The organism is Ferranicluibacter rubi, assembly GCF_011603255.1.
Classification (GTDB): Bacteria; Pseudomonadota; Alphaproteobacteria; order Rhizobiales; family Rhizobiaceae; genus Ferranicluibacter; species Ferranicluibacter rubi.
In genome coordinates, this window is sequence record NZ_JAANCM010000013.1 from 61,601 (window position 1) to 83,444 (window position 21,844).

Below are 21,844 nucleotides of genomic sequence, written 5' to 3' on the forward strand. Positions count from 1 at the left end.
ATCTGCCATGGCTCCGGCGTGCGAGGCGCGCCCAACAGGCAAGGCACCCGATGAGCACGTCCTCCCACGCGGTTCTTCTGTCGCGGATCGCCGATCGCACGGCGCATGCCGGCGTCATCGGCCTTGGCTATGTCGGACTGCCGCTGGCCATCGCCATCGCGCGCAAGGGTTTCACCGTCACCGGCTTCGATATCGACCCCGGCAAGATCGTCGCCATCGAAGCGGGCCGGTCCTATATCGAGGCGGTTGGCGACGACGTTCTCTCCGCCGAGCGGGACGCCGGACGGTTTTCCGCGACGGTCGATTTCGATGGCCTTGCCGCCTGCGACGTCATCGTCATCTGCGTGCCGACACCGCTGACGCGGCATCGCGATCCCGACCTCACCTATATCGTGAAGACCTGCCAGGAGATCGCCCTGCGGCTGCGGTCGGGGCAGCTCGTGGTGCTGGAATCCACCACCTATCCCGGCACGACGACGGATGTCGTGCGGCCAATCCTGGCCGCCACCGGGCTCGATATCGGGGGGGAGGTCTTCCTCGGCTTCTCGCCGGAACGCGAAGACCCCGGCAATCGCGATTTCTCGACCACCAGCATTCCGAAGATCGTCGCCGGTGACGGCGATGCGGCAGCGGAAGCGATGGAAGCGTTCTATTCGGCCGTGGTCGAGCGCGTCGTGCCCGTCTCCACGACGGCGACGGCGGAGGCTGTGAAGCTGACGGAGAACATTTTTCGGGCGGTCAATATCGCGCTGGTCAACGAGCTGAAGACCGTGTTCGAAGCCATGGGCATCGACATCTGGGAGGTGATCGACGCGGCGAAGACCAAGCCGTTCGGCTATATGCCGTTTTATCCCGGCCCCGGTCTCGGCGGGCACTGCATTCCGATCGATCCGTTCTATCTCACCTGGAAATCCCGTGAATACGACATGCCGACCCGCTTCATCGAGCTTGCGGGCGAGATCAATTCGGCCATGCCGAAACATATCGTCGGGCGGCTTGCGGAAGCGCTCGATATTCACCTCGGCAAGGCCCTCAGCCGGTCGCGCGTGCTGATCATTGGGCTCGCCTACAAGAAGAACGTGCCTGATATCCGCGAGAGCCCGTCGCTGAAACTGATTGAGCTGATCGAGGAGCGCGGCGGCAGCGCATCCTTCCATGATCCGCATGTGGACGAGATCCCGAGGACGCGCGAATATCTGTCGCTGAAGGGTCGGCGCTCTGTGCCGCTGAGCGAACTTGCCGGTTTCGATGCCGTGTTGGTCGCCACCGATCACGACGATGTCGATTATGCGCTGATCGCGCAGCAGGCGCCGCTGATCATCGACACGCGCAACGTCTTTGCCCGCCGCGGCCTTCAAGGTGGATTGATCGTGAAGGCCTGAGGCGTCAGGCCGCGGGTGCGGCCTGCATGGGTGCTTTCAGGTGGCTTGCCGCCATGGCATAGCCGCCATTGGCGCCGTCGATGAAGTGCATGTGGTCGCGGCTGAGCGCGGTCGGCACGATGCAGGTCATCAGTGCCTCGTCCTGCCGGTGGAGGCCGTAGCGGCAGACGCCTTCGGACGCCGCGCGTTCCAGCCGCGCCTCCAGACTGACGAGGCGCCCCGCATCAATGTCGATGGTCATCTTCAAGCCATCGTCGAACTTGCGGAAGTCCGAATTGCTGGCGACATCTTGGCGGTAGATCTTCGGATCGAAGCGGCCGAGCGTCATTCCAAGTTTTGCCAAGCTGTAGGTCAGTGCCGCCTCCACGAGGATGCGGCCGCGCTGGCGCAGGCGGCCGGGTTTTCCGACCGTGCGCACTTCCGTCTCCAGACCCTCGCGGGAGAGGCCGAGCGTCGGACCTTCCGCCGGGACCGGATGGCCTTCGCGTTCCTCGCCCGAGGCCAGCGCGACGACATCGGAAACCAGCGCCGAAAACGGTCCGGCCTCCTTGCCGGGGCAGGGCACCGCGATGATCGAGACGATGGCGCCGTGACGGGAGGCGATGGGGTTCCAGCGACAGGAGAGCCCGGTGAGGTCGGGGCGGGCACCTGCGGGCGCGGGCGCGACGAGATAGCGTCCGGCCTTCATCTCCGTCTCCGCCCATGCGCCACCGCCGCCGGCAAACATCGCATAGGACACGTCCGGGCTGACCTGAAAGCGTGCCACGCGCACATCGAGCCCGGCTTTGCGGATGTCGGAGACCGGGACGAGGGCGGCCCGCAGGTCGAGATCGAGCTCTTCGCGGGCGTAAAGCTGCACGGCGGCCAGCGCCGATGTGGCCGCGACGAGGGCCGAGGGAGGAAGCGCCACGAGCGCGCCATCGCCGCCGAAGACGAAGGGAAGGTCGAAATGGCCGACCGCGTTGAGCACCGCCGAGATGACGCTGGCGCCGGCCATGTTTACGGCCTTGTATCGACCGGCCTCGATGGCGCCTGTGGAATCGACGATATCGGCGCTGGCGATCCACCAGTCGATGGGCAGCGGGCGGTAGTTCTCCGCATCCGCCACGCCCTCGAACGCCGTGAAGACGGGGAGTGCGGAAAAGAACTGGTCGCTCTGCATCTGTGCCATGCGATTTAAGGTAGCACAGCCGTCTCCGTCCGACAGGGCCGCGCCGGATGACTTTTGCGTGCAGCGCGCGGCGATGTTGCCTGTTGGGCGGCAGGCACCCTATAGAGGGCCTCTTTAGGGCGTTTCTCCGAATCGCGAAAACGCTCCATCTCTTTGGTTTCACGCAATTCCGGGCGCAAACCGCTGCGCAGTTTTGCCGGATTTGCCTCGGCAACGGGAAGCGCCTTCATGAGTCGTCTCGACAGCTTTATCGCCCGCCTGCAGGCGCAGCGCTCTATCCTCAACCACATTCGGGATGACATGGCGCTTCCGGGCGAAGGCGCGGTGCTCGAAATCGGGCTTGGAAACGGCCGTACCTACGATCATATCCGCGAGATCTTCCCCGGCCGTCGCATCATCGCCTTCGATCGGGCGGTGGGGTCGCATCCCAAATCGACGCCGGATGAGGGCGACCTCGTGCTTGGCGAAATCTCGGAGACGCTGAAGAGCGTGGCCGGCATGGGGGTGGCGTTCGCCCATGCCGATATCGGCACGGCCTATCCCGAGGTGGATGCGGAAACGAAACGCTGGTTGCCGCCAGCGCTTGCCGATGCGCTGGCCTCCGGCGGCATCGTCGCCAGCGGCCTGCCGCTGGACCATGCCGACCTCGCGCCCCTGCCGGTGCCGGAGGGGATCGACCCCAGGCGCTATTATCTCTATCGCCGCCGCTAAAGCGCGTCGGGCAGCAACAGCAGGTCGAACTGGTCCGCGTCGAGCGGGATATCGGCGAGCGCCATTTCGGTCATGTCGTTTTCGGTGAAGACGATGCAGTGGGAATAGAAGGTGCCAAGCCACTCTGCGAAAACGCGGGCCTGATCGCGGCCGTAGAAGACCGGCGAGAATTCGAGATAGAACGGCGTCTGGCGTTCGAGAAGCGGGATCATCGAGCGGGCGGCGACCGGCTCGTAGCCTTCGATATCCATGAAGATCAGTGACACGCCATCGGCCGCGATGTCCGCGTCCGCAAGGATCTCCATCACGGGGCGCACCGGCACGCTGATCTGCCGGTCGCGCGGGCTCTGCCGCGTCGCGCTGCTCTTGCCGTGATTGTCGGGATGCTGGAAGAAATCGATCGTGCCTGCGGTCTCGCCGGCCGCGCAGGGGATGGCGGTGATCCGGTCTTCCAGCCCGTTCTGGCGGATGTTCTCTGTGAGCAGGGCGTAGTTGCGCGGATCGGCCTCCACCGTCACGATGCGCGGAATATCGCTGCCAAGGGCGAAATAGAGCGTCTGCGTGCCGATATTGCCGCCGACCTCCAGCAAAGCGCCCGAGAGGTCGATATTCCGCTCCCGCAGGACGGCGAGCAGGCGGACGACGTGATCGCGCTCGAACTGGCCCTTCCGGTAGATCTTGCGACCGATATAGTCATGCGGCGAAAACGTCATAACGTGATCGCCGCAATCCGCCGTCATGGTGAGAACGCGAGGGCTGATGCACTGGATCAGCAGTTCCCGCCCGTAGCGGGTGGCAAAGGCGCGGCGCGCAAGCCTGTTGCGCAGCTTGCGGAGACGGCGCTTCCATCGTTTCAAAACCGGCATGTCGTCACTGAGGGGCATGCGCCACCTTTCCCGGTCGATCGCGTTGCGCGGGTTACACCACAGGCGTGGGCTGAAAAAAAGAGTGTCTGGAAGAGTTTCTTCGGGCGAAATGACACGGAACTTTTGACGTCGTGCCGCATTCACGAGCGTCGCCGTCTTGTTCCCGGGGGCAAATGGAGCCGTTTGTTCGGATCCATACACGGGAGCGACGGGGCACTTTCGGTGAAGTGGGCATGTCAATATGAGTTGTAATATCATGGTGGTCGAGGACGAGATTTTCGTTGCGACCGAGATCGAGTATGTCGTCGAGGAACTGGGTTACCGGCCTGTCGGCATCGCTGCCGATACGGCATCGGCGATCAAGCTCGGCCCGCTCGCCGATATCGCCCTCGTTGATCTCAACCTGCGCGATGGCGCCACGGGCCGCGATATCGGCCGGATGCTTGCCGAGCGTCACGGCATGACCGTTCTCTTCATGACCGCCAATCCTTCGCAGGTCGGCGAAGCGTTTCCGGGTGCCGTCGGCGTGCTGCCGAAGCCCGTGGCGGAGGAGGACCTGAAAGCGGCCGTGCGTTACACGGTTGCGCTGCGCGAAGCGCGGCAGGCCCATGCGCCGGCACGTCTTCGCGTGTTCGCTTGAGATAAGGCGATTATCGGCGTCCGAGACGACCGCTGCGGGTCAATGCGCTCAAAGGTATAGACGCCTCGATCCTCAAGCCATCCGGTTCCCAGAAGCGCTCCAGTTGTCCTTCCAATTGGCCTTCCGCGCTGATCTTCATCAGCCGTGACCCGAAGCCGTCCTTCTCCGGCGCGGAAATGACGACGCCCTGGACCTTTTCCTTCCAGCGCAAATGATAGGTCTCGCCGTCGATGCGTCCGGTGATCTCGACCCGGCCATCGGCCGTTGAGAGGGCGCCGTATTTCGCCGAGTTGGTGCCGAGTTCGTGCAGGAGGAGGGCCAGAGGCGTGGCGGCGCTGTCGGCAATGGCGGTGTCGTCGCCATGCAGCCTAATCGCACCTTTGCCTTCTTCGCCCCAATAGGGCTCGAGCAGCCTTGCGAGAAAGTTGAACAAGGTCGTGTCCGGCATGGTCGGGCGCGACGCCTCGCTGTGCGGACGCACGAAATCATGCGCGCGACCCATGGCGTCGATGCGCTTGCGCAACTGTTCGGCAAAACCCCGGGCCTGCGGCTCGGAACGCGCGGACAGGCTGATGATGCCGCTTAGCACGGAGAAGATGTTCTTGATCCGGTGGCTGAGTTCATGCGCGACGACCTCGCGTTCCGCCTGCGCCATTTTGGCGTCGTGAATGTCGGTGCAGGTGCCGTACCAGCGCGTGATCCGGCCGTCGGCATCGCGGATGGGCAGGGCGCGGCCGAGCACCCAGCGATAGGCCCCGCTGTGATGGCGCAGCCGATATTCGATCTGGTAGGGGTCTCCCGTCTCGAGGCTGTGGCGCCAGAGCGCCCAGGCGCGGTCCTGATCCTCCGGATGGAAGATGCCGCTCCAGCCGGCGCCATCGGTCGAACCCGGGGGAACGCCGGTGAATTCGTACCAGCGCGCATTGTAGTAATCGTGAAAACCGTCGGGCCGCGTCGACCACACCATCTGCGGCATGGTGTCGGCCAGCGTGCGAAACCCGGTCTCCGACTGCGCATAGGCCTCGGCCACCTCCTTCTGCGCGGTGATATCGACGGCGATGCCGGGAAAGCGGATGCAGGTGCCGTTTTCGAGCAGCGGCTGCCCTTCGGCCAGCACCCAGCGCACGGATCCGTCGGCCTGGACGAGCCTGTATTCGATCGAGAGCTTCTCGCCCGTTTTCATGACGCCTTGCAGCACATTGGACACGCGCTCGGCATCGTCGGGGTGAATGCCGGCGGTGAAGCCGGAGATCGGTACGCCGTTTGTTGCCGCCGTCTCGGGATCGACGCCGTAGAGGGATGCGAATCTGTCGTCGGCATAGACGCGGTCGGCGACGACATCCCAGTCCCAGATGCCGACCACGCCGGAGGCCTGCAGGGCGAGAGACAGCTTTTCGCGGTTGCGCGCGAGCGCCTGCTTGGCCTCCACCGCCTTCGTCGTTTCCACGACGACCGCGAGCGCGCCGCTGATGGCGCCCTCATCGTCGAAGACGGGGCTGTAGTCGAGATCGAACCAGACGCGTTCCGGCTCGCCGCTGCGGTTCAGCGTCATTTCCATATCGGCGTAGGAAAAGCACTCGCCGCTAAGCACGCCATCGATGATGGTGCGGTTGAAATCGGCGACCTCGGGCCAGCACGCGATGGCCGACATGCCGAAGCATGTCGGATGGCGGCCGCTGGCGATGGCGGCATAGCCGGCATTGTAGATCATGATGCCGTCCGGACCCAGCAGCAGCGTCATGGCGACCGGCGACGACAGGACGGTGCGGACAAGGCCTGTCAACGATGCCGGCCACGTCTCGCGCGCGCCGAGCGGCGTCCGGCTCCAGTCCCGGCTTTCCAGAAGCGCCGCGATCTCGCTCCGGGACGTTGCGACCGTCGTCCAGCGCTTGCCGGACACAGGCGGCGTATCGACGGTTTCGGGCGGGAGAGAACTCGGCATAGGACATCTCGAAGTGGGTTCGGTCGCTCCTCGCATCCCGAGAGCATCCTGAGGGGGAGATATAGGTAAGCCCGGCCGAAAGTCATCTGTTTTCATGACGCTATGACCGGCGGGACGAGGGGGATTTTCGGCCTTTGTGAGGGCTTCCAGACTGTGCGCAGCCCACCGTGCCCGGTGCGGCCATTGCCGGGCCGGATAAATGATAGGGTGGCCGGGAACCATGAACGCGCGTTAACGTTTTGGCTGCGATGGTCCCCGAGAGAAAAGTAGGAAATTCTGAAAACGACCGGTGACGTGGAATATATTGTCTATGAAATCGGTGGAAATCCACGAATGTAGACGCAGAGCCGATCACGGTCGACCTTGCGAAATGTGAACGCGGCTCGCTTGTTCTGGAGGATATGATGCGAACGTCGAAACAGGTCCTGCACGGTCCCCACGCCCGATATTCCAATGCCGCATCGACGGCAGCCCTGCCGAGCTTTCATGCCGTGCTGCGCACGCTGACGCTGGTTGCGGCCTTCGCCTTCATCGGCGCCTGTGTCTTCGGAGCGATCTGAGCGCTCTTTGATCTCTGACATTTCAAAACCGGATCGTGGCTCCAAGCCGCGGTCCGGTTTTGTCGTTTTGGAACGGTCAGACGCCCTTCGACGTCAGATCCCGGGCAGCTTGAAGTCCTCGAGGCGCTGGCGCAGGAGGCTGATGGTCTCGACATCGGCATTTGCGAAGGCGAAGCGCAGAAAACCTTCCTGGATCTCGCCGAAATAATCGCCGGGAAGGCAGACGACGCCGGCAAGCGTCGCGAGTTTGCCCGCGACGAATTCGGCGCTGATATCGGGGTAGGGATGGCGGACATAGGCGAAGTAGGCGCCGATGGATTCGAGCTTCCAGCCATCGAGGCCCGCCATCACGGCCTGCATGGCGGCGCTGCGCCGGCCGATTTCCAGACGGTTCTCCTCACGCCAGTCGGCAAGAGCCGGGATCGCCTTCACCAGTGCGATCTGGCCGGCGCGGGGCGGGCAGATCTGCAGGTTGTCCATGATCTTTGCGATCTGGTGGACCGTCTGCATGCCGCAGGTGATGGCGCCGATCCGGTGGCCGGGAATGCAATAGGACTTCGAAAAGCTGTAGAGGCTGACGAAGTGGTTCTGCCAGCCTTCGATGGAGAAGATGCCGTGCGGCGGCTCTGCCGTGTCGGTCAGGAAGTCGCGGTAAGTCTCGTCGAGGATCAGCCAGATGTCGTTGCGGCGGCAGAGGTCGAAGATATCGGCAAGAAGAGCGGCGGGGTAGACGGCGCCCGTCGGATTGTTGGGCGAAACCAAAGCCAGCGCCTTCACGCCCGCATGCAGCGACGCTTCGATCGAATCCACATCCGGAATGAAGCCGCTTGCGGCATCGCAAGGCACGATATCGACATTGATGCCGAGCATCGACAGCGTGGTCTCGTGGTTGAAGTAATAGGGATTGGTCATGAGGATCGTATCGCCGGCACCGGCAAGCGCGATGACAGTCGCGACGAAAGCCTGATTGCAGCCGGCGGTGATCTGGACGTTGCGGCCAGTGAGCGGCGCGCCGTAGAGCCCGGCGACGTGGCTGCCATAGGCGGTGCGCAGGGGGATTTCCCCTTCGATCGGCCCATAGCCGGCCGCCTGTTTGGAAGCCGCGGCTTCGCCGAGCCATGCCAGCATGTCGGGATGCGGCGGGTAGCCGGGCACGGCCTGGCTGAGGTCGAGCAACGGGCCGCGGCTTCCGTCATAGCTTTTGGCCCAGGCGGCAACCGAGGGAACGGGCGGCGGCGACAGCCGGGCGACCAGCGGATTGAATTTCGGCATGGGTTCGTTCCTGTGCGGTGACGCTGGTCCGGAGGTTGGGAGGCCGCCGCGGATCAGCGTCGAAAGAGATGGCGAGCTTGAGGGTTCAGGGAGAATGGTGGCCGATTTGCGCCGGAAAGGGGTTCGTCCGAACGTAAGACGATTTCCCGGACATTTCCAGAAGCCGTTCCAGGATAAAAGGCCGACGACGGTTTCGTGGCCAAGTGATGTTTTGCCAATGTCGTGGAAAACCGTTCTGCCGAAAGATCCGTATCGTCTTCATGACAGAATGGAGATCATCATGAAGATCGCATCGACCGCCGTTTTCGCCGCCAGCCTTGCAGCAAGCCTCCTGTCTGCGTCCAGCAGCGCCTTTGCCCAGACTGCGGGCGGTATGCGGGAGACCGTCATGGAGCGCTTTTTCCGGGGGCAGACGCAGGCCGAGGGAACCTTTCGCGCCATCAACGGTACACGGCGGGACCTCGATATCGCACTGCGCGGTACGGTGACGAAAACCGGGCTGACGCTGCGGGAGGACATCCGCTACGACGACGGACAGAAGGAGCGCAAGACCTGGCATTTCGTCCGCACCGGCCCTGCGACCTATAGCGGAACGCGCGAGGACGTCATCGGCGGCACGACGGTGCGGGTGGATGGCAATGTCGTGCGATTCAACTATCTCGTGGATCTCGATCCGGGTCCGAAACAGGATGTCTACCGCTTCTTCGATACTCTGACTTTCTCGCGCGACGGCAAGACCATGTCGAACACGGCTGTGGTGTGGAAGACGATCCTGCCCGTCGCCCGGGTCAAGATTGCCTTTCGCAAGTAGCCGAACACCGCTCCCTATAGCGGCTGTTGCGCCTGGAGCGCACGAAGCCAGCCGGCGATCGTGCCTGCATCCTCCGGCGACAGCTCGTGGCCGGCGGACAGCATGACGACGGTCGTTTCGGCACCGGCGCCTTCCAGCGCTGCCACCTGTGCCGGGCGGTAGGCGTCGAAACTGTCGTCGGCTCCCGAGACGATCAGCACATCGGTGCCGGAGAGATCCGCCCGCGGTATCGTTTCCAGAGGCATCATGCTGCGCAGAAGGACGGCGCGAGGGATGAGGCCCGGCTGCAGGAACAGCGTCGCGGCGATCAGGTTCGCGCCGTTGGAGTGACCGAGAAACGTGGCGCGTTCGAGATCGATGCCATAGCCGGATGCCGCGCCTTCGACGAAGGCGGCGAGGGCTTCCGCTTCGTTTGCGATATCGGCCTGATCGAATGTCGTGGCGCCAAGCCGCCGATAGAAACGCGGCGCGCCTTCCTCGAGGCTGCGACCCCGAAGGGCGACGAGCAGCGCATTCGGCGCTGCCTTGCGCGCGAGCGGCAGGAGGCTCAGCTCATTGGCGCCGCTGCCATGCAGCAGAAACAGCGTGGTGCCGTCCGGCTCGGCCGGCTGGTGAAGGCGGTGGACGAAGGGCAGTTCGCGGGCGGCGAAACGCTCCTCGCCGGGAAGGCCGAATTGCGGGAGAAGGACGGTTATGTCCTCTTCGGGCCCGTCCTCGCTCTGTCCGGGGACGAAGAGCCGGGTGCCCAGAGTGGTTTCATCCTCGTCGATCCCCATGCCCGGGCCGTCTGTCGCGACCTCGATAAGGCTGCCGCCGGGTTCTCGGACGTAGAGAGAGAAGAAATAGGTGCGGTCATGCGCGGGCGTCGGGCCGGCATCCTCCGCGCCGAGGCGATCCCGCAGAGCCTTCACGGCAGCACGGTCGGGCGCGCGCACGGCAATGTGGTCGATGGTGCCGGTGCCGGGGGCGGATGTCCAGAAACCGGTGGCGTCGCGAACGTCGATGACGTCGCCCGCATCCGAGCGCAGACGCTCGATCGTTTCGGTTCTCTCCGCTGACCGGAAGCCGGTGTGACGTTCGAGGAAGGCGGCTGTTTCCGCAGGTCGGCTGGTGAGGATGGTGGCGCCGCGCAGCGCACGGATTGCGTCTTCCGGCGGGATGCCGGCGGCATAGGCGGGCTCGACGCCCGCAATATCCGTCGTTCCCACCAGCTTGACGATGACGCCGTCCGGATCTTTGAGGCGCAGCACGGGCTCGCCGAATTCCGGCGCCGGGCCGGAAACGGGCACGAGGTAGCGCAAGGCGCGTTGAAGCCAGAAGCCGATCGAACCGGGGGCGATGGCGAAGGCGATCTCGCTCGGCTGGCCTTCGCCGACACGGCCGGGCCCGCCGTCTTCCCAGACGAGGAAGGTGACGAGCGAACCAGGCGTGCCGAGGCGATCGCCATAAAGGAGGTGCAACTGGGCTGCATCCTCGAACCCCGCCGTCCGCTTGACGAGGCGCAGACCAAGGAAACCGACGTAGAAATCGACGTTCGCCTGCACCTTTCGCGTGATGAGCGTGATGTGGTGGAGGCCGCTGGTGCCTGTGGGGATCGTCGTCATGCAGGGTCACCCGACTGCCGCGGAAGGTCCTGGGTCAGGTAGGTGCGGAAAGCTTCGGCATGGTCGGGGTGCCAGCGGGAGAGGGGCGGGCGGTTTTCCACGATGTCGCCGGCAGCCCAGAGGATGCGCTTCTCGTCGAGGTCCCGGCTGACATCATTGTCGGGGCAGAGAATGTAGAAATCGCCACGCGCGATGCTGTCCATCATGAAGTCCACCGTCTGCTCCGGGGTCCACGCTGCATCCGGCTTTTCCGTGCGACCGTTGGCGGTGAGGCCGGTATAGACGAAGCCGGGAATGAGGAGATGCGACGCGATGCGGCAGCCGGCGGTGTTGCGCAACTCGTGCTCGAGCGCTTCCGAGAAGGCTTTGACGCCGGCTTTTGCGACGTTATAGGCCGGATCTCCCGGCGGCGTGGTGATGCCCTGCTTGGAGCCGGTGTTGATGATGAGGCCGGGTTCGCCATGCGCGATCATGCCGGGGCCGAAGACGCGCGTGCCGTTGACGACGCCGCCGAGATTGACGGCCATCACGCGCTCCCAGTTTTCCAGCGGGCCGAAGAGCGTGCTGCCGGGCTGGATCCCGGCATTGTTCATGAGCACGTTGACCTTGCCGAACCGCTCGATCACCTCTTCCTGCAAGGCTTCGAGCGCTTCCAGTTCCGAAACATCCGTTGCGCAGGCGAGAACGGCCTCGGTGCCCTGCGGGGAAACCTCTGCAACCGACCGTGCGGCATCGGCCAGTCGCTCGCCCTTGCGGTCGGCCAGCACGACCCTCATGCCAAGGGATGCGAAGCGGTGGGCGGCGGCAAGGCCGATGCCGGAGGCGGCTCCGGTGACGACGGCAACGGCATTGGCGGCGAAGGCGGCATGTGTCATGGTCGGTCCGAGCTCTGCGGCCCCATTTATGAGGCGTGCGGTTAGCAAATTTAATAGTGTCGCCCGCGAAACTAGGTAAGGAGAAGGCTCAAGTCCATCCTCTTGGCTCCGCCTGCGTTTCCTCTATCCTCCAGCGCCAGACTGGCTCGCCCAGCCTGCTCTTTACCTGGCCTGCTCTTCCGCTCCCGTCATCCATCCGCTCCCTCTTCGAGTCCCCATGTATCCCCCGAGAACGCGCAATAGCCGGCAGACGCCGTGCGAACAATGTCCCCTGCGTCATCTGCCGACCTTCCGCGAGTTTCAGCCTGAGGAGCTTGCATTCGTTTCGCACTTCAAGACCGGCGAACTCTCGGTCGATGCGGGAACCACGGTGCTGAGCGAGGGAAGCCACAGCGCGCATCTGTTCACCGTGCTGTCGGGCTGGGGCTTTCGCTACAAGATGCTGGGCGACGGCCGCCGGCAGATCCTGAATTACATCATGCCGGGCGATCTCGTCGGCCTGCAAGGCAGTCTGATGGGGGAGATGAAGCATTCGGTGGAGGCGCTGTCCGCGCTGACGCTCTGCGTGTTCGAGCGCGAGCGTCTCGGTCAGGTCTATCGCAACCACCCCGATCTTGCTTTCGACGTGACCTGGATCGCGTCGCAGGAAGAGCGGATACTCGATGAACATCTGCTGAGCATCGGACGGCGTACGGCACTGGAGCGGGCAGCCTATCTGCTGTCGTTTCTGTCGCAGAGGGCGGGGGTGTCGAACCTTTTCAGAGGCGAGCGCGTGTCTATCCCGCTCACGCAGCAGCATGTTGCCGATACGCTGGGGCTCTCGATCGTTCACACGAACAAGACGCTGAAAAAGCTGGCCGAGCGCAATCTCATTCGCTGGGCGGATCGCGGCTGCGATGTGCTGGACGCCGAGGGCTTGATGCGGGTTGCGGACTGGGACGGTCTGGAGGCCGTCCGGCGTCCGTTTATCTGACGAGCGTCAGGCTTAGACGCTCGGTGCGGATGCCGGGCGGGCTGGTAGCCGCTTCTGGAAAAAGGCTCGGAGACGATCGGTAAAGCTCTGATGTTCCTCGACAATCAGAGTATCGCCGTCATCATGGCCGAACACGCTTCGTGCCGCTTGTTCCAGTCTTTCGATATCGCTGGCTGTCATGATTTCCTCCCTTTGGTTCCCCCGAAAAACATAATGCGCCCGAAGGGTTAAAAGTTCCAGTCCAACATGAGGGCTCTCGAAAATACGCTGCTGTTTTCCCATTCTTGGTGCTATTCCTAGGGGTATCTTGATGGTAGCGTACCGCCTGCCGTTACCGGCTCCAACCTTCGCTATGTCTTATTTAAATGTGACCATGCGTGATAAGCACTAGTGTTGATTTCGAGGACGTCGAATCATATCTGTGGGTTGGTCGATCTGAAGCCTCTTTACGATGGGATCCTGGTGCTGCGTTTGGAAACACTCTTGTCAATCAAACGTGTTCTCGTGCTGGAAGACAATTTCATCATTGCGATGGAAGCCGAGGATATTCTACGCACGCTGGGCGTCGAGACGGTCGATATCGCCACGAATGTCGCACAGGCCAAACAGCTCGTTGATGAGCATGCGTTCGATTTCGCGTTGCTCGACGTCAATCTCGGTAGCGAGACGAGCTTCGATTTCGCCAACATTCTCGTGTCCCGCGACACGCCGTTCGGTTTCGTCAGCGGCTATGGCGAAAGCGCCATGTTCCCCGGTAGCCACCGCGACCGGCCACGCATCACCAAGCCCTTCAACGAGACGTCGATGAGCCAGTTGCTCGCCTCCGTGTCGGGCGTGGCGGATGCCGGCGAGGCACCCGCCGAAGCCTCTTCTAAAGCATTGCGATAAGCACGTCCGTCCGGTCTTCGCCGAAGGTGAAGGTGGCGCTACCCGTATGGGACAACGTCACCGGATCTCCTGCCGTCATGGCTGCAAGGCCGGTAACGGTCGCGGCATATCGGGCTGAGGGGCCTGAAAATGCACGCAGGGTGGCGACGGCTTGCGTTCCCGCCTTCACGGCGAGCGAGAAGGCGCCGCTCGGCTCGACCTCCGCTTTGAGGGTGACCAGATAGATACCCGTTGCCGGCACGATCAGGCTCCTGCCGCCGCCAGCCACCGTTGCCCCAAGCGCGAACCCGCCTTGCGAGAGCGGCATCGTCGCAAAGCCGCTTTCGCTGGCATCTGCAGGCGTTGCCGTGCCCGCTGGCGTGCTCGCGCGGGCGATAGGCCTTTGCGGCAGGTGAACGCGGCCGGCCGCGTCCACGCTGAGGGCCTCCAGCCAGGAGGTGCCGTCGGCGCTCGTTTTGATCGCGAAGGTCTCCGTACCGTTCAGGCCCATTTCCGCTCGGCCGGACCAGCCGCTCTGAAAGAGGAGGCTGGCCGTGTCGCCGGGCGTTGCCTTGTTGATCTTCAGCTGATGGCCGTGGCCGGCATGGCTGAGCAGCGTTGCATCTGCCGACACCGCGAGCCGGTTGACCTCGTCGGCGGTCGCGTTGACACCCAGCCGCTCGAGACCGGCCGTGGCATCGTAGACGCGGAAGGCTGTCCCGTCATGGATGTACAGGCGGGCGTCGCCCGCAAAAACGGCTCGCCAGCCGGGGCGGGGCGTGACGAAGGTCCAGGCGCTATCCTGCCACACGGCGATCTTCCCGGCCTTGCCGGTCCATTCGTCCGTCGGCGAAAGCGCGATTTCGTAGCAGGCGCCTTCGCCGGGATTCACAGGGGGATGCGCCAGACGGGCGGCGATCACGAGTTGCGTCACGGCATCCAGCCGCTGCAGCGCCTCGTTGTGCGTGACATGCTTCTGCGCCTGCGATGGCAGGATGTAAGGCATTTCGAGGTTCGGGGTTATCTCGCTCATCGGCATCTCCTGTCGGGGTGCCGGTAGTCTGCGCGCGATGTCGGGGGCGGGGAGCCGCAGGGTGGTGCAGCGTTGTTTTCATGCGCCTTTTGTGGATTTCTCTCCCCGCGGCGTCAGAGCTTCGCGGGTGAGAACGAAGCGGCGCCCCATGCTTTGAGGCGCAGCAAGCGTCAGGCCCGGCCGCGGGAGACGAAGTGGGGATTGGCGAAGTCCACATCATAGGTCTGGTTGCGCTTGCCGTAGAAGAGCGGGTTGCCGTCCATGGTCACGGTTTCCCCACCGGCCGCGCGCAGCACGGCATCGCCGGCCGCCGTGTCCCACTCCATCGTGCGGCTGAGGCGCGGATAGATGTCGGCGAGACCTTCGGCGAGAAGACAGAATTTCAGGGAGGAGCCGACCGACTCGTAGTCGGTGACGCCGTGTTCGGCGAGGTAGGCGATGGTTTCCGCGCTGTTGTGCGAGCGGCTGGCCAGCGCCACGATGCGGTCGCCGCGCTGGCGACAGCCGATGACGGTGGGGGTGCCGATATCCGTCTGGCCGGACACGACGGACTTGCGGGCCCGGTTGCGCTCCGCTGCGTAGAGGATACCGAGGGCCGGCGCATAGACCACGCCGAGCGTCGGCGCGCCCTGTTCGATCAGCGCGATATTGACCGTGAAGTCGTGATTGCGGCCGACGAATTCCTTCGTGCCATCCAGCGGATCGACAAGGAAAAAGGCGCGTCCATCGATATCGGGAACGAGGCCCGCCGAAGCGGCCTCTTCCGCAACCACGGGAATGCCGGGAAACGCACCCTGAAGATGGCGCAGAATAATGCGTTCCGCGCTTTCATCCGCATCCGTCACCGGCGATGCATCTTCCTTGTAACGGACCTCCGCACCCACATTATAGACGTCGATGACCGCCCGCCCGGCCTCTACCGCCGCCCTCTCCAACACGTCCAACATTGCGCTCGCCGCGCTCCTTTTCGGTCTGGCGGTGGCCTGCGTCCCGGCGCCTACCGCGTTATCACCACAACCCTACAGGGTTCTGCCTCATTCGTCAGGCAAATCCCTGTGACCGGGCGTTACAATTCGTGGTGTCGTGCGCTGAGGCTTGGGAGCTCAATGATGTGGCCAGCTACGAGCATCGCGCGTTTCGTTAGCACATACAGTTTGATGGGGTGAGAGACGCAAGCTGGGTGCCATTGCCAACATGCTGATATGCTTAAAATGTAAGCGCCGACTGCTTCCCACTCAGCCGATTGCCGAGGAAACCGCCAGAAATTTTCTGAATGGAAAAGAATCTGTTGGGTGCCTTCTTTTTGTGCTTTTCTTTTCGAGCGAAAACAGTATGGAATCCCCGCAAACGTCGCGTCCGCAAAGGACTGCAGAACAAGAGGCCGGACCCGGTAAGGGATCTGGTCCAGGGGAAAATAGATGGTGTATTTCGTCCAACAGCTCGTCAACGGGCTGACTCTTGGATCTATCTACGGCATGATCGCCATCGGCTATACGATGGTTTACGGCATTATCGGCATGATCAACTTCGCCCATGGCGATATCTTCATGCTGGGCAGTTTCGCGGCCCTTATCGTCTTCCTGATTCTCACGACCCTGTTTGCCGGCATCCCCGTCGTCCTCGCTCTTCTGGTGATGATGATCGTGGCCATGCTGCTGGCCGGCCTGTGGAACTGGACGATCGAGCGGATCGCCTACCGGCCGTTGCGCGGTTCGTTCCGGCTTGCGCCGCTGATCACCGCCATCGGCATGTCGATCGCGCTGTCCAATTTCATCCAGGTCGTGCAGGGGCCGCGCAACAAGCCGATCCCGCCGCTGGTGAATTCCAACTATCAGGTGCTCGGCATCTCGATCTCGCTGAAGCAGATCGTGATCATCGTCGTGACGGCCGTGCTGCTGACCATCTTCTGGTACATCGTCAACAAGACACCGCTCGGTCGGGCGCAGCGCGCCACCGAGCAGGACCGCAAGATGGCGGCGCTCCTCGGCATCGACGTCGACCGGACGATCTCGATCACCTTCATCATGGGTGCTGCGCTCGCCGCCGTCGCCGGTACGATGTATCTGATGTATTACGGCGTTTCCGTCTTCACCGACGGCTTCATCCCCGGCGTGAAGGCCTTTACGGCGGCCGTTCTCGGGGGCATCGGCTCGCTGCCGGGCGCCGTTCTCGGCGGCATCCTCATCGGCCTCATCGAAAGCCTGTGGTCCGCTTATTTCTCCATCGCCTATAAGGACGTCGCAACCTTCGTCATCCTCGCGGTCGTTCTGATTTTCAAGCCGACCGGCATTCTCGGCCGGCCCGAAGTGGAGAAGGTATAAGTCCATGGCGAACATTTCCTCTCCCGTCTCCGAGCCACATGCCGAACCCAGCGTCCTGGCGCGCGCCCTCAAGGAAGCCTTCTTCGCAGGCCTCGTCTCGCTCGGCCTCTTCTGCCTCTTCGTCGGTGTCGAGACCTACCAGAACATCAACAACGAACTCGTCTGGCGCATGCGCTGGGGCCTGCTCGCGGTGTTCGTTGGGGTCGCTGCCGTCGGTCGCTTCCTTAACGTCGCCTTCATCCGGCCGGCGCTCGATAAGCGGAAGCTCGCAAAGGCCAAGAGCGGCATCCTCGACGTGTCCGAGGACAAGGGCTTCTTCCACCGCCACTTCCTCAAGATCGCGCTGATCGCGCTGCTGATCTATCCGCCGGTGTCGGTCATGCTGCGCGGCGTTCAGGGTTCGCTGCTGCTGGTCGACAATTTCGGCATCCAGATCCTGATCTACGTGATGCTCGCCTGGGGCCTCAACATTGTGGTCGGCCTCGCAGGCCTGCTCGATCTCGGCTATGTCGCCTTCTATGCCGTCGGCGCCTATTCCTACGCGCTGCTGTCCACCCATTTCGGCCTGTCCTTCTGGGTGCTCCTGCCGCTGGCGGGTATTTTCGCTGCCCTCTGGGGCATCATTCTCGGCTTCCCGGTTCTGCGCCTGCGGGGCGACTATCTCGCTATCGTAACGCTCGCCTTCGGTGAAATCATCCGCCTCGTGCTGATCAACTGGACGGAAGTGACCAAGGGCACGTTCGGCGTCTCCGGCATCGCCAAGGCATCGATCTTCGGCATCTGGTCGTTCGACGTCGGCTCGCCGTCCAACTTCGCCAAGTCCTTCGGACTGCCGATGTCGTCCGCCTACTACAAGATCTTCCTGTTCTACGTTATCCTGTTTCTTTGCATGCTCACGGCTTATGTCACCATCCGTCTGCGCCGCATGCCGATCGGCCGTGCATGGGAAGCGTTGCGCGAGGACGAGATCGCCTGCCGCTCGCTCGGCATCAATACGGTCACGACCAAGCTAACGGCCTTTGCCACAGGCGCCATGTTCGGCGGTTTCGCCGGCTCGTTCTTCGCCGCGCGGCAGGGCTTCGTGTCGCCGGAAAGCTTCGTGTTCATCGAGTCCGCCGTCATCCTCGCCATCGTCGTTCTCGGCGGTATGGGGTCGCTGACCGGCATCGCGATCGCCGCTGTCGTCATGGTCGGCGGCACGGAACTGCTGCGTGAAATGAACTTCCTCAAGGCCATCTTCGGCCCCGACTTCACCCCGGAACTCTATCGCATGCTGATCTTCGGTCTCGCCATGGTGGTCGTGATGCTGTTCAAGCCGCGTGGCTTCGTCGGCTCCCGCGCACCGTCGGCCTTCCTCCACACCCAAAAGAACGTGTCGGGAAGCTTTACCAAGGAAGGGCACGGCTGATGGTTACGGGAACGGCGACGACAATGTCCAAGGATCCAATCCTTAAGGTCGAACATCTCTCCATGCGCTTCGGTGGCCTGATGGCCATCAACGACTTCTCGTTCGAAGCAACGCGCGGCGAGATCACCGCGCTCATCGGCCCGAACGGGGCCGGCAAGACCACCGTGTTCAACTGCATCACCGGCTTCTACAAGCCGACCATGGGCATGATCACGATGCGGCAGAAGGGCGGCAAGGAGTTCCTGCTGGAGCGCCTGCCGGACTTCGAGATCACCAAGCGGGCAAAGGTTGCCCGGACCTTCCAGAACATCCGCCTGTTCTCGGGCCTGACGGTGCTGGAAAACCTGCTCGTCGCCCAGCACAATGCGCTGATGCGCGCATCGGGCTACACGATCCTCGGCCTGTTCGGCTTCCCCGCCTACAAGAAGGCGTCGCTCGCCAGCATCGAGCTTGCGAAATACTGGCTCGACAAGGCGTCCCTGACCGACCGTGCCGACGACCCGGCCGGCGATCTTCCCTACGGTGCCCAGCGCCGTCTGGAAATTGCCCGTGCGATGTGCACCCAGCCGGAGCTTCTCTGCCTGGACGAGCCGGCAGCCGGTCTCAACCCGCGCGAGTCGCTGGCGCTCAACACGCTGCTGCGCGACATCCGCACCGACACCGGCACGTCGATCCTGCTGATCGAGCACGACATGTCGGTTGTCATGGAAATCTCCGACCACGTCGTCGTGCTGGAATACGGACAGAAGATCTCCGATGGCAATCCGCAATTCGTACAGAACGACCCGAAGGTCATCGCGGCCTATCTCGGCGTCGAGGATGATGAGGTCGACGAGGTGATCGCGGAAGTGGAACAGGTTGCGGCGACGGTCGGTCATGGAACCGGCAGCACGGGAGAGCGCCCATGAGCCCGCTTCTTCACGTCAAGGGTGTCGAAACCTATTACGGCAACATCCGGGCGCTCGGCGGCGTCGATGTCGTCGTGGAACCTGGCGAGATCGTCTGCATGATCGGCGCCAACGGCGCCGGCAAATCGACGCTGATGATGACGATCTGCGGCAGCCCGCAGGCGCGCACCGGCTCGGTCATCTTCGATGGTCAGGACATCACCCGCATGCCGACCCACGAGATCGCCCGGCTGCGCATCGCGCAGTCGCCCGAGGGCCGGCGCATCTTTCCGCGCATGACGGTCTATGAAAACCTGCAGATGGGCGCGAGCCTCGACAACCTCAAATATTTCAACGAGGACATCGAGAAGATCTTCACGCTGTTTCCGCGCCTGAAGGAGCGCCAGTCGCAGCGCGGCGGCACGCTTTCGGGCGGCGAGCAGCAGATGCTGTCGATCGGCCGCGCGCTGATGGCGCGTCCGAAGCTTCTCCTTCTCGACGAGCCGTCGCTGGGCCTTGCACCGCTGATCGTCAAGGGCATCTTCGCGGCAATCAAGAAGCTCAACGAGGAAGAGGGGCTGACCGTGTTTCTCGTCGAGCAGAACGCGTTCGCCGCGCTCAAGCTGTCGCATCGCGGCTACGTCATGGTCAACGGACAGGTGACGATGAGCGGCGGCGGCCGGGAATTGCTGGCCAATCCGGAAGTGCGCGCCGCCTATCTCGAAGGCGGGCACCATTGAGCCCCGCTTCCCTTATCCCTTTCATCGGGAGTTTCTGACATGCAGGGCATTCTCCACGAAGAGCCTTCGATCCTTCAGTTTATGCTGATCACCTGCGTGCTCGGCGGCTGGACCGCCTGGCGCACAGGCAAGAGCGTCGCGGACGGCTGGCAGACCTATACGACCGTCGTGGTCTATACGCTGCTGCTCGGTCTCGGCATCCGTTTCGTGCATCACGCACTGTTCAACGGCACGATGTTCAGCCTGCACTACTACGTCGTGGACACGATCATTCTTTTGCTGTTTTCTACCGCTGGGTTCCGTTTCTACCGGACACGCCAAATGGTCAGCAGCTACTACTGGCTTTACGAGAAGGCATCGCCCTTCTCGTGGAAGAATAAATAATAAAGGGAACAGCCGCAGGCGCATCGCCTCGGCCACAACGAACACCGGCGCAGTCAGAGTGGGAACTGCGTTGGCTATGGCAACAGACCCGCTTGAAAATTGGGAGTTACAGGATGAAGAAGTCACTTTTGTCGGCTGTTGCGCTGACGGCGATGGTCGCGTTCAGCGGCCAGGCCTGGGCGGACATCACGATCGCTGTTGCCGGTCCGCTGACCGGCCCGAACGCCGCTTTCGGCGCGCAGCTCCAGAAGGGTGCCGAGCAGGCAGCCGCTGACATCAACGCCGCCGGCGGCATCAACGGCGAGCAGATCAAGATCGTTCTCGGCGACGACGTGTCCGACCCGAAGCAGGGCATCTCGGTTGCCAACAAGTTCGTGGCCGACGGCGTGAAGTACGTCATCGGTCACTTCAACTCGGGCGTTTCGATCCCCGCGTCGGAAGTCTATGCCGAAAACGGCATCCTCGAAATCACCCCGGCTGCAACCAACCCGGTGTTCACCGAGCGCGGCCTCTGGAACACGTTCCGCACCTGCGGCCGTGACGACCAGCAGGGCGGCGTTGCCGGCGCGTACCTTGCCGAAAAGTTCAAGGACGCCAAGGTCGCCGTCATTCATGACAAGACGCCTTACGGCCAGGGCCTTGCCGACGAAACCAAGAAGGCGATGAACGCTGCCGGCATGACGGAAGTCCTGTACGAAGGCGTCAACACCGGCGACAAGGACTTCTCGGCCCTCATCGCCAAGATGAAGGAAGCCGGCGTTTCGATCATCTACTGGGGCGGTCTCCACACCGAAGCCGGCCTGATCATCCGCCAGTCGGCTGACCAGGGCCTCAAGGCCACGCTCGTCTCTGGTGACGGCATCGTCTCCAACGAACTCGCCTCGATTGCTGGCGACGCCGTTGCCGGCACGCTCAACACCTTCGGCCCCGATCCGACGCTCCGCCCGGAGAACAAGGAACTGGTCGAGAAGTTCAAGACCGCCGGCTTCAACCCGGAGGCCTACACGCTCTACTCCTACGCCGCCCTGCAGACGATCGCAGCAGCTGCCAAGGCTGCCGGCTCCATCGATTCCGAAACCGTCGCAACGGCGATGAAGGAAAAGGGCCCGTTCAAGACCGTTCTCGGCGACATGTCCTTCGACGAAAAGGGCGACCCGAAGCTTCCCGGCTACATCATGTACGAGTGGAAGAAGGGCCCGGACGGCAAGTACAGCTACTTCCCGCAGATGTAAGACACCACGGCTTCGGCCGTCGTGTTCGAGACGAGGAGAGCCCGGCCCTGTGCCGGGCTTTTCCGTGTTTGGGGGTAAAGGAAAACCCTCTCTGGCCTGCCGGCCATCTCCCCCACAAGGGGGGAGAAGACTCACGGGACGCCCTCGGCACGAATCTTCGAGGTT

The 21,844-nt window shown here is 63.1% G+C and carries 22 protein-coding genes; 13 read left to right on the top strand and 9 right to left on the bottom strand.

Features of this window, described 5'->3' with window-relative positions; all coding sequences use genetic code 11:
- Nucleotides 1–50: 50 nt before the first annotated feature.
- Entirely contained in the window at nucleotides 51–1,382 is a 1,332-nt protein-coding gene (locus G8E10_RS21155) for a nucleotide sugar dehydrogenase (protein ID WP_167130580.1), read from the top strand.
- Nucleotides 1,383–1,386: 4 nt separating this feature from the next.
- Here G8E10_RS21155 and G8E10_RS21160 read toward each other — a convergent pair whose 3' ends face one another.
- Entirely contained in the window at nucleotides 1,387–2,553 is a 1,167-nt protein-coding gene (locus G8E10_RS21160; protein WP_167130581.1) for a DUF3095 domain-containing protein, read from the bottom strand.
- Nucleotides 2,554–2,781: 228 nt separating this feature from the next.
- On the opposite strand from G8E10_RS21160, the gene G8E10_RS21165 reads away from it, so the two are divergent.
- Nucleotides 2,782–3,264, top strand: a complete 483-nt coding sequence (locus tag G8E10_RS21165; protein WP_167130582.1) for a class I SAM-dependent methyltransferase — start codon at nucleotides 2,782–2,784, stop codon at nucleotides 3,262–3,264.
- On the opposite strand, the gene G8E10_RS21170 is transcribed toward G8E10_RS21165, so the two are convergent.
- The gene (locus G8E10_RS21170; RefSeq protein ID WP_167130583.1) at nucleotides 3,261–4,148 is read right to left on the bottom strand and encodes an FkbM family methyltransferase; all 888 of its coding nucleotides are present in this window, start codon (nucleotides 4,146–4,148) and stop codon (nucleotides 3,261–3,263) included. The two genes, G8E10_RS21165 and G8E10_RS21170, sit on opposite strands and share 4 nt — an antisense overlap.
- A 223-nt stretch (nucleotides 4,149–4,371) precedes the next feature.
- Here G8E10_RS21170 and G8E10_RS21175 point away from each other — a divergent pair, with 223 nt between their 5' ends.
- Nucleotides 4,372–4,770: a response regulator gene (locus G8E10_RS21175; RefSeq protein WP_132447774.1), complete on the top strand. Its 399-nt coding sequence runs from the start codon at nucleotides 4,372–4,374 to the stop codon at nucleotides 4,768–4,770.
- 10 nt (nucleotides 4,771–4,780) lie between these two features.
- Here G8E10_RS21175 and G8E10_RS21180 read toward each other — a convergent pair whose 3' ends face one another.
- Nucleotides 4,781–6,712, bottom strand: coding sequence for a PAS domain-containing sensor histidine kinase (locus tag G8E10_RS21180; protein ID WP_167130584.1), 1,932 nt, complete (start codon nucleotides 6,710–6,712; stop codon nucleotides 4,781–4,783).
- Nucleotides 6,713–7,116: 404 nt separating this feature from the next.
- On the opposite strand from G8E10_RS21180, the gene G8E10_RS21185 reads away from it, so the two are divergent.
- Nucleotides 7,117–7,272 carry a hypothetical protein gene (locus G8E10_RS21185; protein WP_165910711.1) on the top strand — a complete coding sequence of 52 codons (156 nt, stop codon included), beginning with the start codon at nucleotides 7,117–7,119 and terminating at the stop codon, nucleotides 7,270–7,272.
- A gap of 93 nt (nucleotides 7,273–7,365) precedes the next feature.
- Here the strand turns inward: G8E10_RS21185 and G8E10_RS21190 are convergent, their stop codons facing one another.
- A complete protein-coding gene (locus G8E10_RS21190; RefSeq protein ID WP_167130585.1) occupies nucleotides 7,366–8,544 on the bottom strand; it encodes an aminotransferase in 1,179 nt (392 codons plus the stop codon).
- Between the two features lie 280 nt (nucleotides 8,545–8,824).
- Between G8E10_RS21190 and G8E10_RS21195 the strand changes: the two genes are divergently transcribed.
- Complete coding sequence (locus tag G8E10_RS21195; protein ID WP_167130586.1) at nucleotides 8,825–9,355, top strand: DUF3833 family protein; 531 nt, start codon at nucleotides 8,825–8,827, stop codon at nucleotides 9,353–9,355.
- 14 nt (nucleotides 9,356–9,369) lie between these two features.
- Here the strand turns inward: G8E10_RS21195 and G8E10_RS21200 are convergent, their stop codons facing one another.
- Together G8E10_RS21200 and G8E10_RS21205 are read right to left on the bottom strand one after the other, a co-directional pair.
- On the bottom strand, nucleotides 9,370–10,959 hold the full coding sequence (locus G8E10_RS21200; protein WP_167130587.1) for a VOC family protein: 1,590 nt from the start codon (nucleotides 10,957–10,959) through the stop codon (nucleotides 9,370–9,372).
- Nucleotides 10,956–11,834, bottom strand: coding sequence for an SDR family NAD(P)-dependent oxidoreductase (locus tag G8E10_RS21205; RefSeq protein WP_167130588.1), 879 nt, complete (start codon nucleotides 11,832–11,834; stop codon nucleotides 10,956–10,958). The genes G8E10_RS21200 and G8E10_RS21205 overlap by 4 nt, the downstream gene beginning before the upstream one ends.
- A 217-nt stretch (nucleotides 11,835–12,051) precedes the next feature.
- On the opposite strand from G8E10_RS21205, the gene G8E10_RS21210 reads away from it, so the two are divergent.
- Nucleotides 12,052–12,807 carry a Crp/Fnr family transcriptional regulator gene (locus tag G8E10_RS21210; protein WP_092934979.1) on the top strand — a complete coding sequence of 252 codons (756 nt, stop codon included), beginning with the start codon at nucleotides 12,052–12,054 and terminating at the stop codon, nucleotides 12,805–12,807.
- 12 nt (nucleotides 12,808–12,819) lie between these two features.
- Here the strand turns inward: G8E10_RS21210 and G8E10_RS21215 are convergent, their stop codons facing one another.
- Nucleotides 12,820–12,987 carry a hypothetical protein gene (locus G8E10_RS21215; RefSeq protein WP_167130589.1) on the bottom strand — a complete coding sequence of 56 codons (168 nt, stop codon included), beginning with the start codon at nucleotides 12,985–12,987 and terminating at the stop codon, nucleotides 12,820–12,822.
- Nucleotides 12,988–13,290: 303 nt separating this feature from the next.
- Here G8E10_RS21215 and G8E10_RS21220 point away from each other — a divergent pair, with 303 nt between their 5' ends.
- Nucleotides 13,291–13,695 (top strand): response regulator, encoded by a 405-nt coding sequence (locus G8E10_RS21220; protein WP_280953107.1) that lies wholly within the window; start codon nucleotides 13,291–13,293, stop codon nucleotides 13,693–13,695.
- Here G8E10_RS21220 and G8E10_RS21225 read toward each other — a convergent pair.
- Both G8E10_RS21225 and cysQ read right to left on the bottom strand, forming a co-directional pair.
- Nucleotides 13,679–14,707, bottom strand: coding sequence for a DUF2793 domain-containing protein (locus G8E10_RS21225; protein WP_167130590.1), 1,029 nt, complete (start codon nucleotides 14,705–14,707; stop codon nucleotides 13,679–13,681). The genes G8E10_RS21220 and G8E10_RS21225 overlap by 17 nt on opposite strands.
- Before the next feature lie 170 nt (nucleotides 14,708–14,877).
- Complete coding sequence (gene cysQ / locus G8E10_RS21230) at nucleotides 14,878–15,654, bottom strand: 3'(2'),5'-bisphosphate nucleotidase CysQ (protein ID WP_110801814.1); 777 nt, start codon at nucleotides 15,652–15,654, stop codon at nucleotides 14,878–14,880.
- 471 nt (nucleotides 15,655–16,125) lie between these two features.
- Here cysQ and G8E10_RS21235 point away from each other — a divergent pair, with 471 nt between their 5' ends.
- From G8E10_RS21235 to G8E10_RS21260, 6 genes are all read left to right on the top strand, one after another.
- Nucleotides 16,126–17,028 (top strand): branched-chain amino acid ABC transporter permease, encoded by a 903-nt coding sequence (locus G8E10_RS21235; protein WP_110728486.1) that lies wholly within the window; start codon nucleotides 16,126–16,128, stop codon nucleotides 17,026–17,028.
- Between the two features lie 4 nt (nucleotides 17,029–17,032).
- A complete protein-coding gene (livM, locus tag G8E10_RS21240; RefSeq protein ID WP_167130591.1) occupies nucleotides 17,033–18,436 on the top strand; it encodes a high-affinity branched-chain amino acid ABC transporter permease LivM in 1,404 nt (467 codons plus the stop codon).
- Complete coding sequence (locus tag G8E10_RS21245; protein ID WP_132713296.1) at nucleotides 18,436–19,344, top strand: ABC transporter ATP-binding protein; 909 nt, start codon at nucleotides 18,436–18,438, stop codon at nucleotides 19,342–19,344. The genes livM and G8E10_RS21245 overlap by 1 nt, the downstream gene beginning before the upstream one ends.
- Nucleotides 19,341–20,063 (top strand): ABC transporter ATP-binding protein, encoded by a 723-nt coding sequence (locus G8E10_RS21250; protein WP_062591936.1) that lies wholly within the window; start codon nucleotides 19,341–19,343, stop codon nucleotides 20,061–20,063. The genes G8E10_RS21245 and G8E10_RS21250 overlap by 4 nt, the downstream gene beginning before the upstream one ends.
- Nucleotides 20,064–20,102: 39 nt before the next feature.
- Entirely contained in the window at nucleotides 20,103–20,447 is a 345-nt protein-coding gene (locus tag G8E10_RS21255; protein ID WP_110728483.1) for a DUF6867 family protein, read from the top strand.
- A gap of 113 nt (nucleotides 20,448–20,560) precedes the next feature.
- Nucleotides 20,561–21,679, top strand: coding sequence for a branched-chain amino acid ABC transporter substrate-binding protein (locus tag G8E10_RS21260; RefSeq protein WP_110801810.1), 1,119 nt, complete (start codon nucleotides 20,561–20,563; stop codon nucleotides 21,677–21,679).
- Nucleotides 21,680–21,844: the final 165 nt, after the last annotated feature.

Coding starts and splice junctions, on each gene's coding strand:
- G8E10_RS21175 (WP_132447774.1), top strand. CDS start 4,372: ATGAGTTGTAATATCATGGTGGTCGAGGACGAGATTTTCGTTGCGACC.
- G8E10_RS21160 (WP_167130581.1), bottom strand. CDS start 2,553: ATGGCACAGATGCAGAGCGACCAGTTCTTTTCCGCACTCCCCGTCTTC.
- G8E10_RS21205 (WP_167130588.1), bottom strand. CDS start 11,834: ATGACACATGCCGCCTTCGCCGCCAATGCCGTTGCCGTCGTCACCGGA.
- cysQ (WP_110801814.1), bottom strand. CDS start 15,654: ATGTTGGACGTGTTGGAGAGGGCGGCGGTAGAGGCCGGGCGGGCGGTC.
- G8E10_RS21250 (WP_062591936.1), top strand. CDS start 19,341: ATGAGCCCGCTTCTTCACGTCAAGGGTGTCGAAACCTATTACGGCAAC.
- G8E10_RS21170 (WP_167130583.1), bottom strand. CDS start 4,148: ATGCCCCTCAGTGACGACATGCCGGTTTTGAAACGATGGAAGCGCCGT.
- G8E10_RS21245 (WP_132713296.1), top strand. CDS start 18,436: ATGGTTACGGGAACGGCGACGACAATGTCCAAGGATCCAATCCTTAAG.
- G8E10_RS21225 (WP_167130590.1), bottom strand. CDS start 14,707: ATGAGCGAGATAACCCCGAACCTCGAAATGCCTTACATCCTGCCATCG.
- G8E10_RS21155 (WP_167130580.1), top strand. CDS start 51: ATGAGCACGTCCTCCCACGCGGTTCTTCTGTCGCGGATCGCCGATCGC.
- G8E10_RS21165 (WP_167130582.1), top strand. CDS start 2,782: ATGAGTCGTCTCGACAGCTTTATCGCCCGCCTGCAGGCGCAGCGCTCT.
- G8E10_RS21255 (WP_110728483.1), top strand. CDS start 20,103: ATGCAGGGCATTCTCCACGAAGAGCCTTCGATCCTTCAGTTTATGCTG.
- G8E10_RS21260 (WP_110801810.1), top strand. CDS start 20,561: ATGAAGAAGTCACTTTTGTCGGCTGTTGCGCTGACGGCGATGGTCGCG.
- G8E10_RS21215 (WP_167130589.1), bottom strand. CDS start 12,987: ATGACAGCCAGCGATATCGAAAGACTGGAACAAGCGGCACGAAGCGTG.
- G8E10_RS21195 (WP_167130586.1), top strand. CDS start 8,825: ATGAAGATCGCATCGACCGCCGTTTTCGCCGCCAGCCTTGCAGCAAGC.
- G8E10_RS21180 (WP_167130584.1), bottom strand. CDS start 6,712: ATGCCGAGTTCTCTCCCGCCCGAAACCGTCGATACGCCGCCTGTGTCC.
- G8E10_RS21235 (WP_110728486.1), top strand. CDS start 16,126: ATGGTGTATTTCGTCCAACAGCTCGTCAACGGGCTGACTCTTGGATCT.
- G8E10_RS21210 (WP_092934979.1), top strand. CDS start 12,052: ATGTATCCCCCGAGAACGCGCAATAGCCGGCAGACGCCGTGCGAACAA.
- livM (WP_167130591.1), top strand. CDS start 17,033: ATGGCGAACATTTCCTCTCCCGTCTCCGAGCCACATGCCGAACCCAGC.
- G8E10_RS21185 (WP_165910711.1), top strand. CDS start 7,117: ATGCGAACGTCGAAACAGGTCCTGCACGGTCCCCACGCCCGATATTCC.
- G8E10_RS21190 (WP_167130585.1), bottom strand. CDS start 8,544: ATGCCGAAATTCAATCCGCTGGTCGCCCGGCTGTCGCCGCCGCCCGTT.
- G8E10_RS21200 (WP_167130587.1), bottom strand. CDS start 10,959: ATGACGACGATCCCCACAGGCACCAGCGGCCTCCACCACATCACGCTC.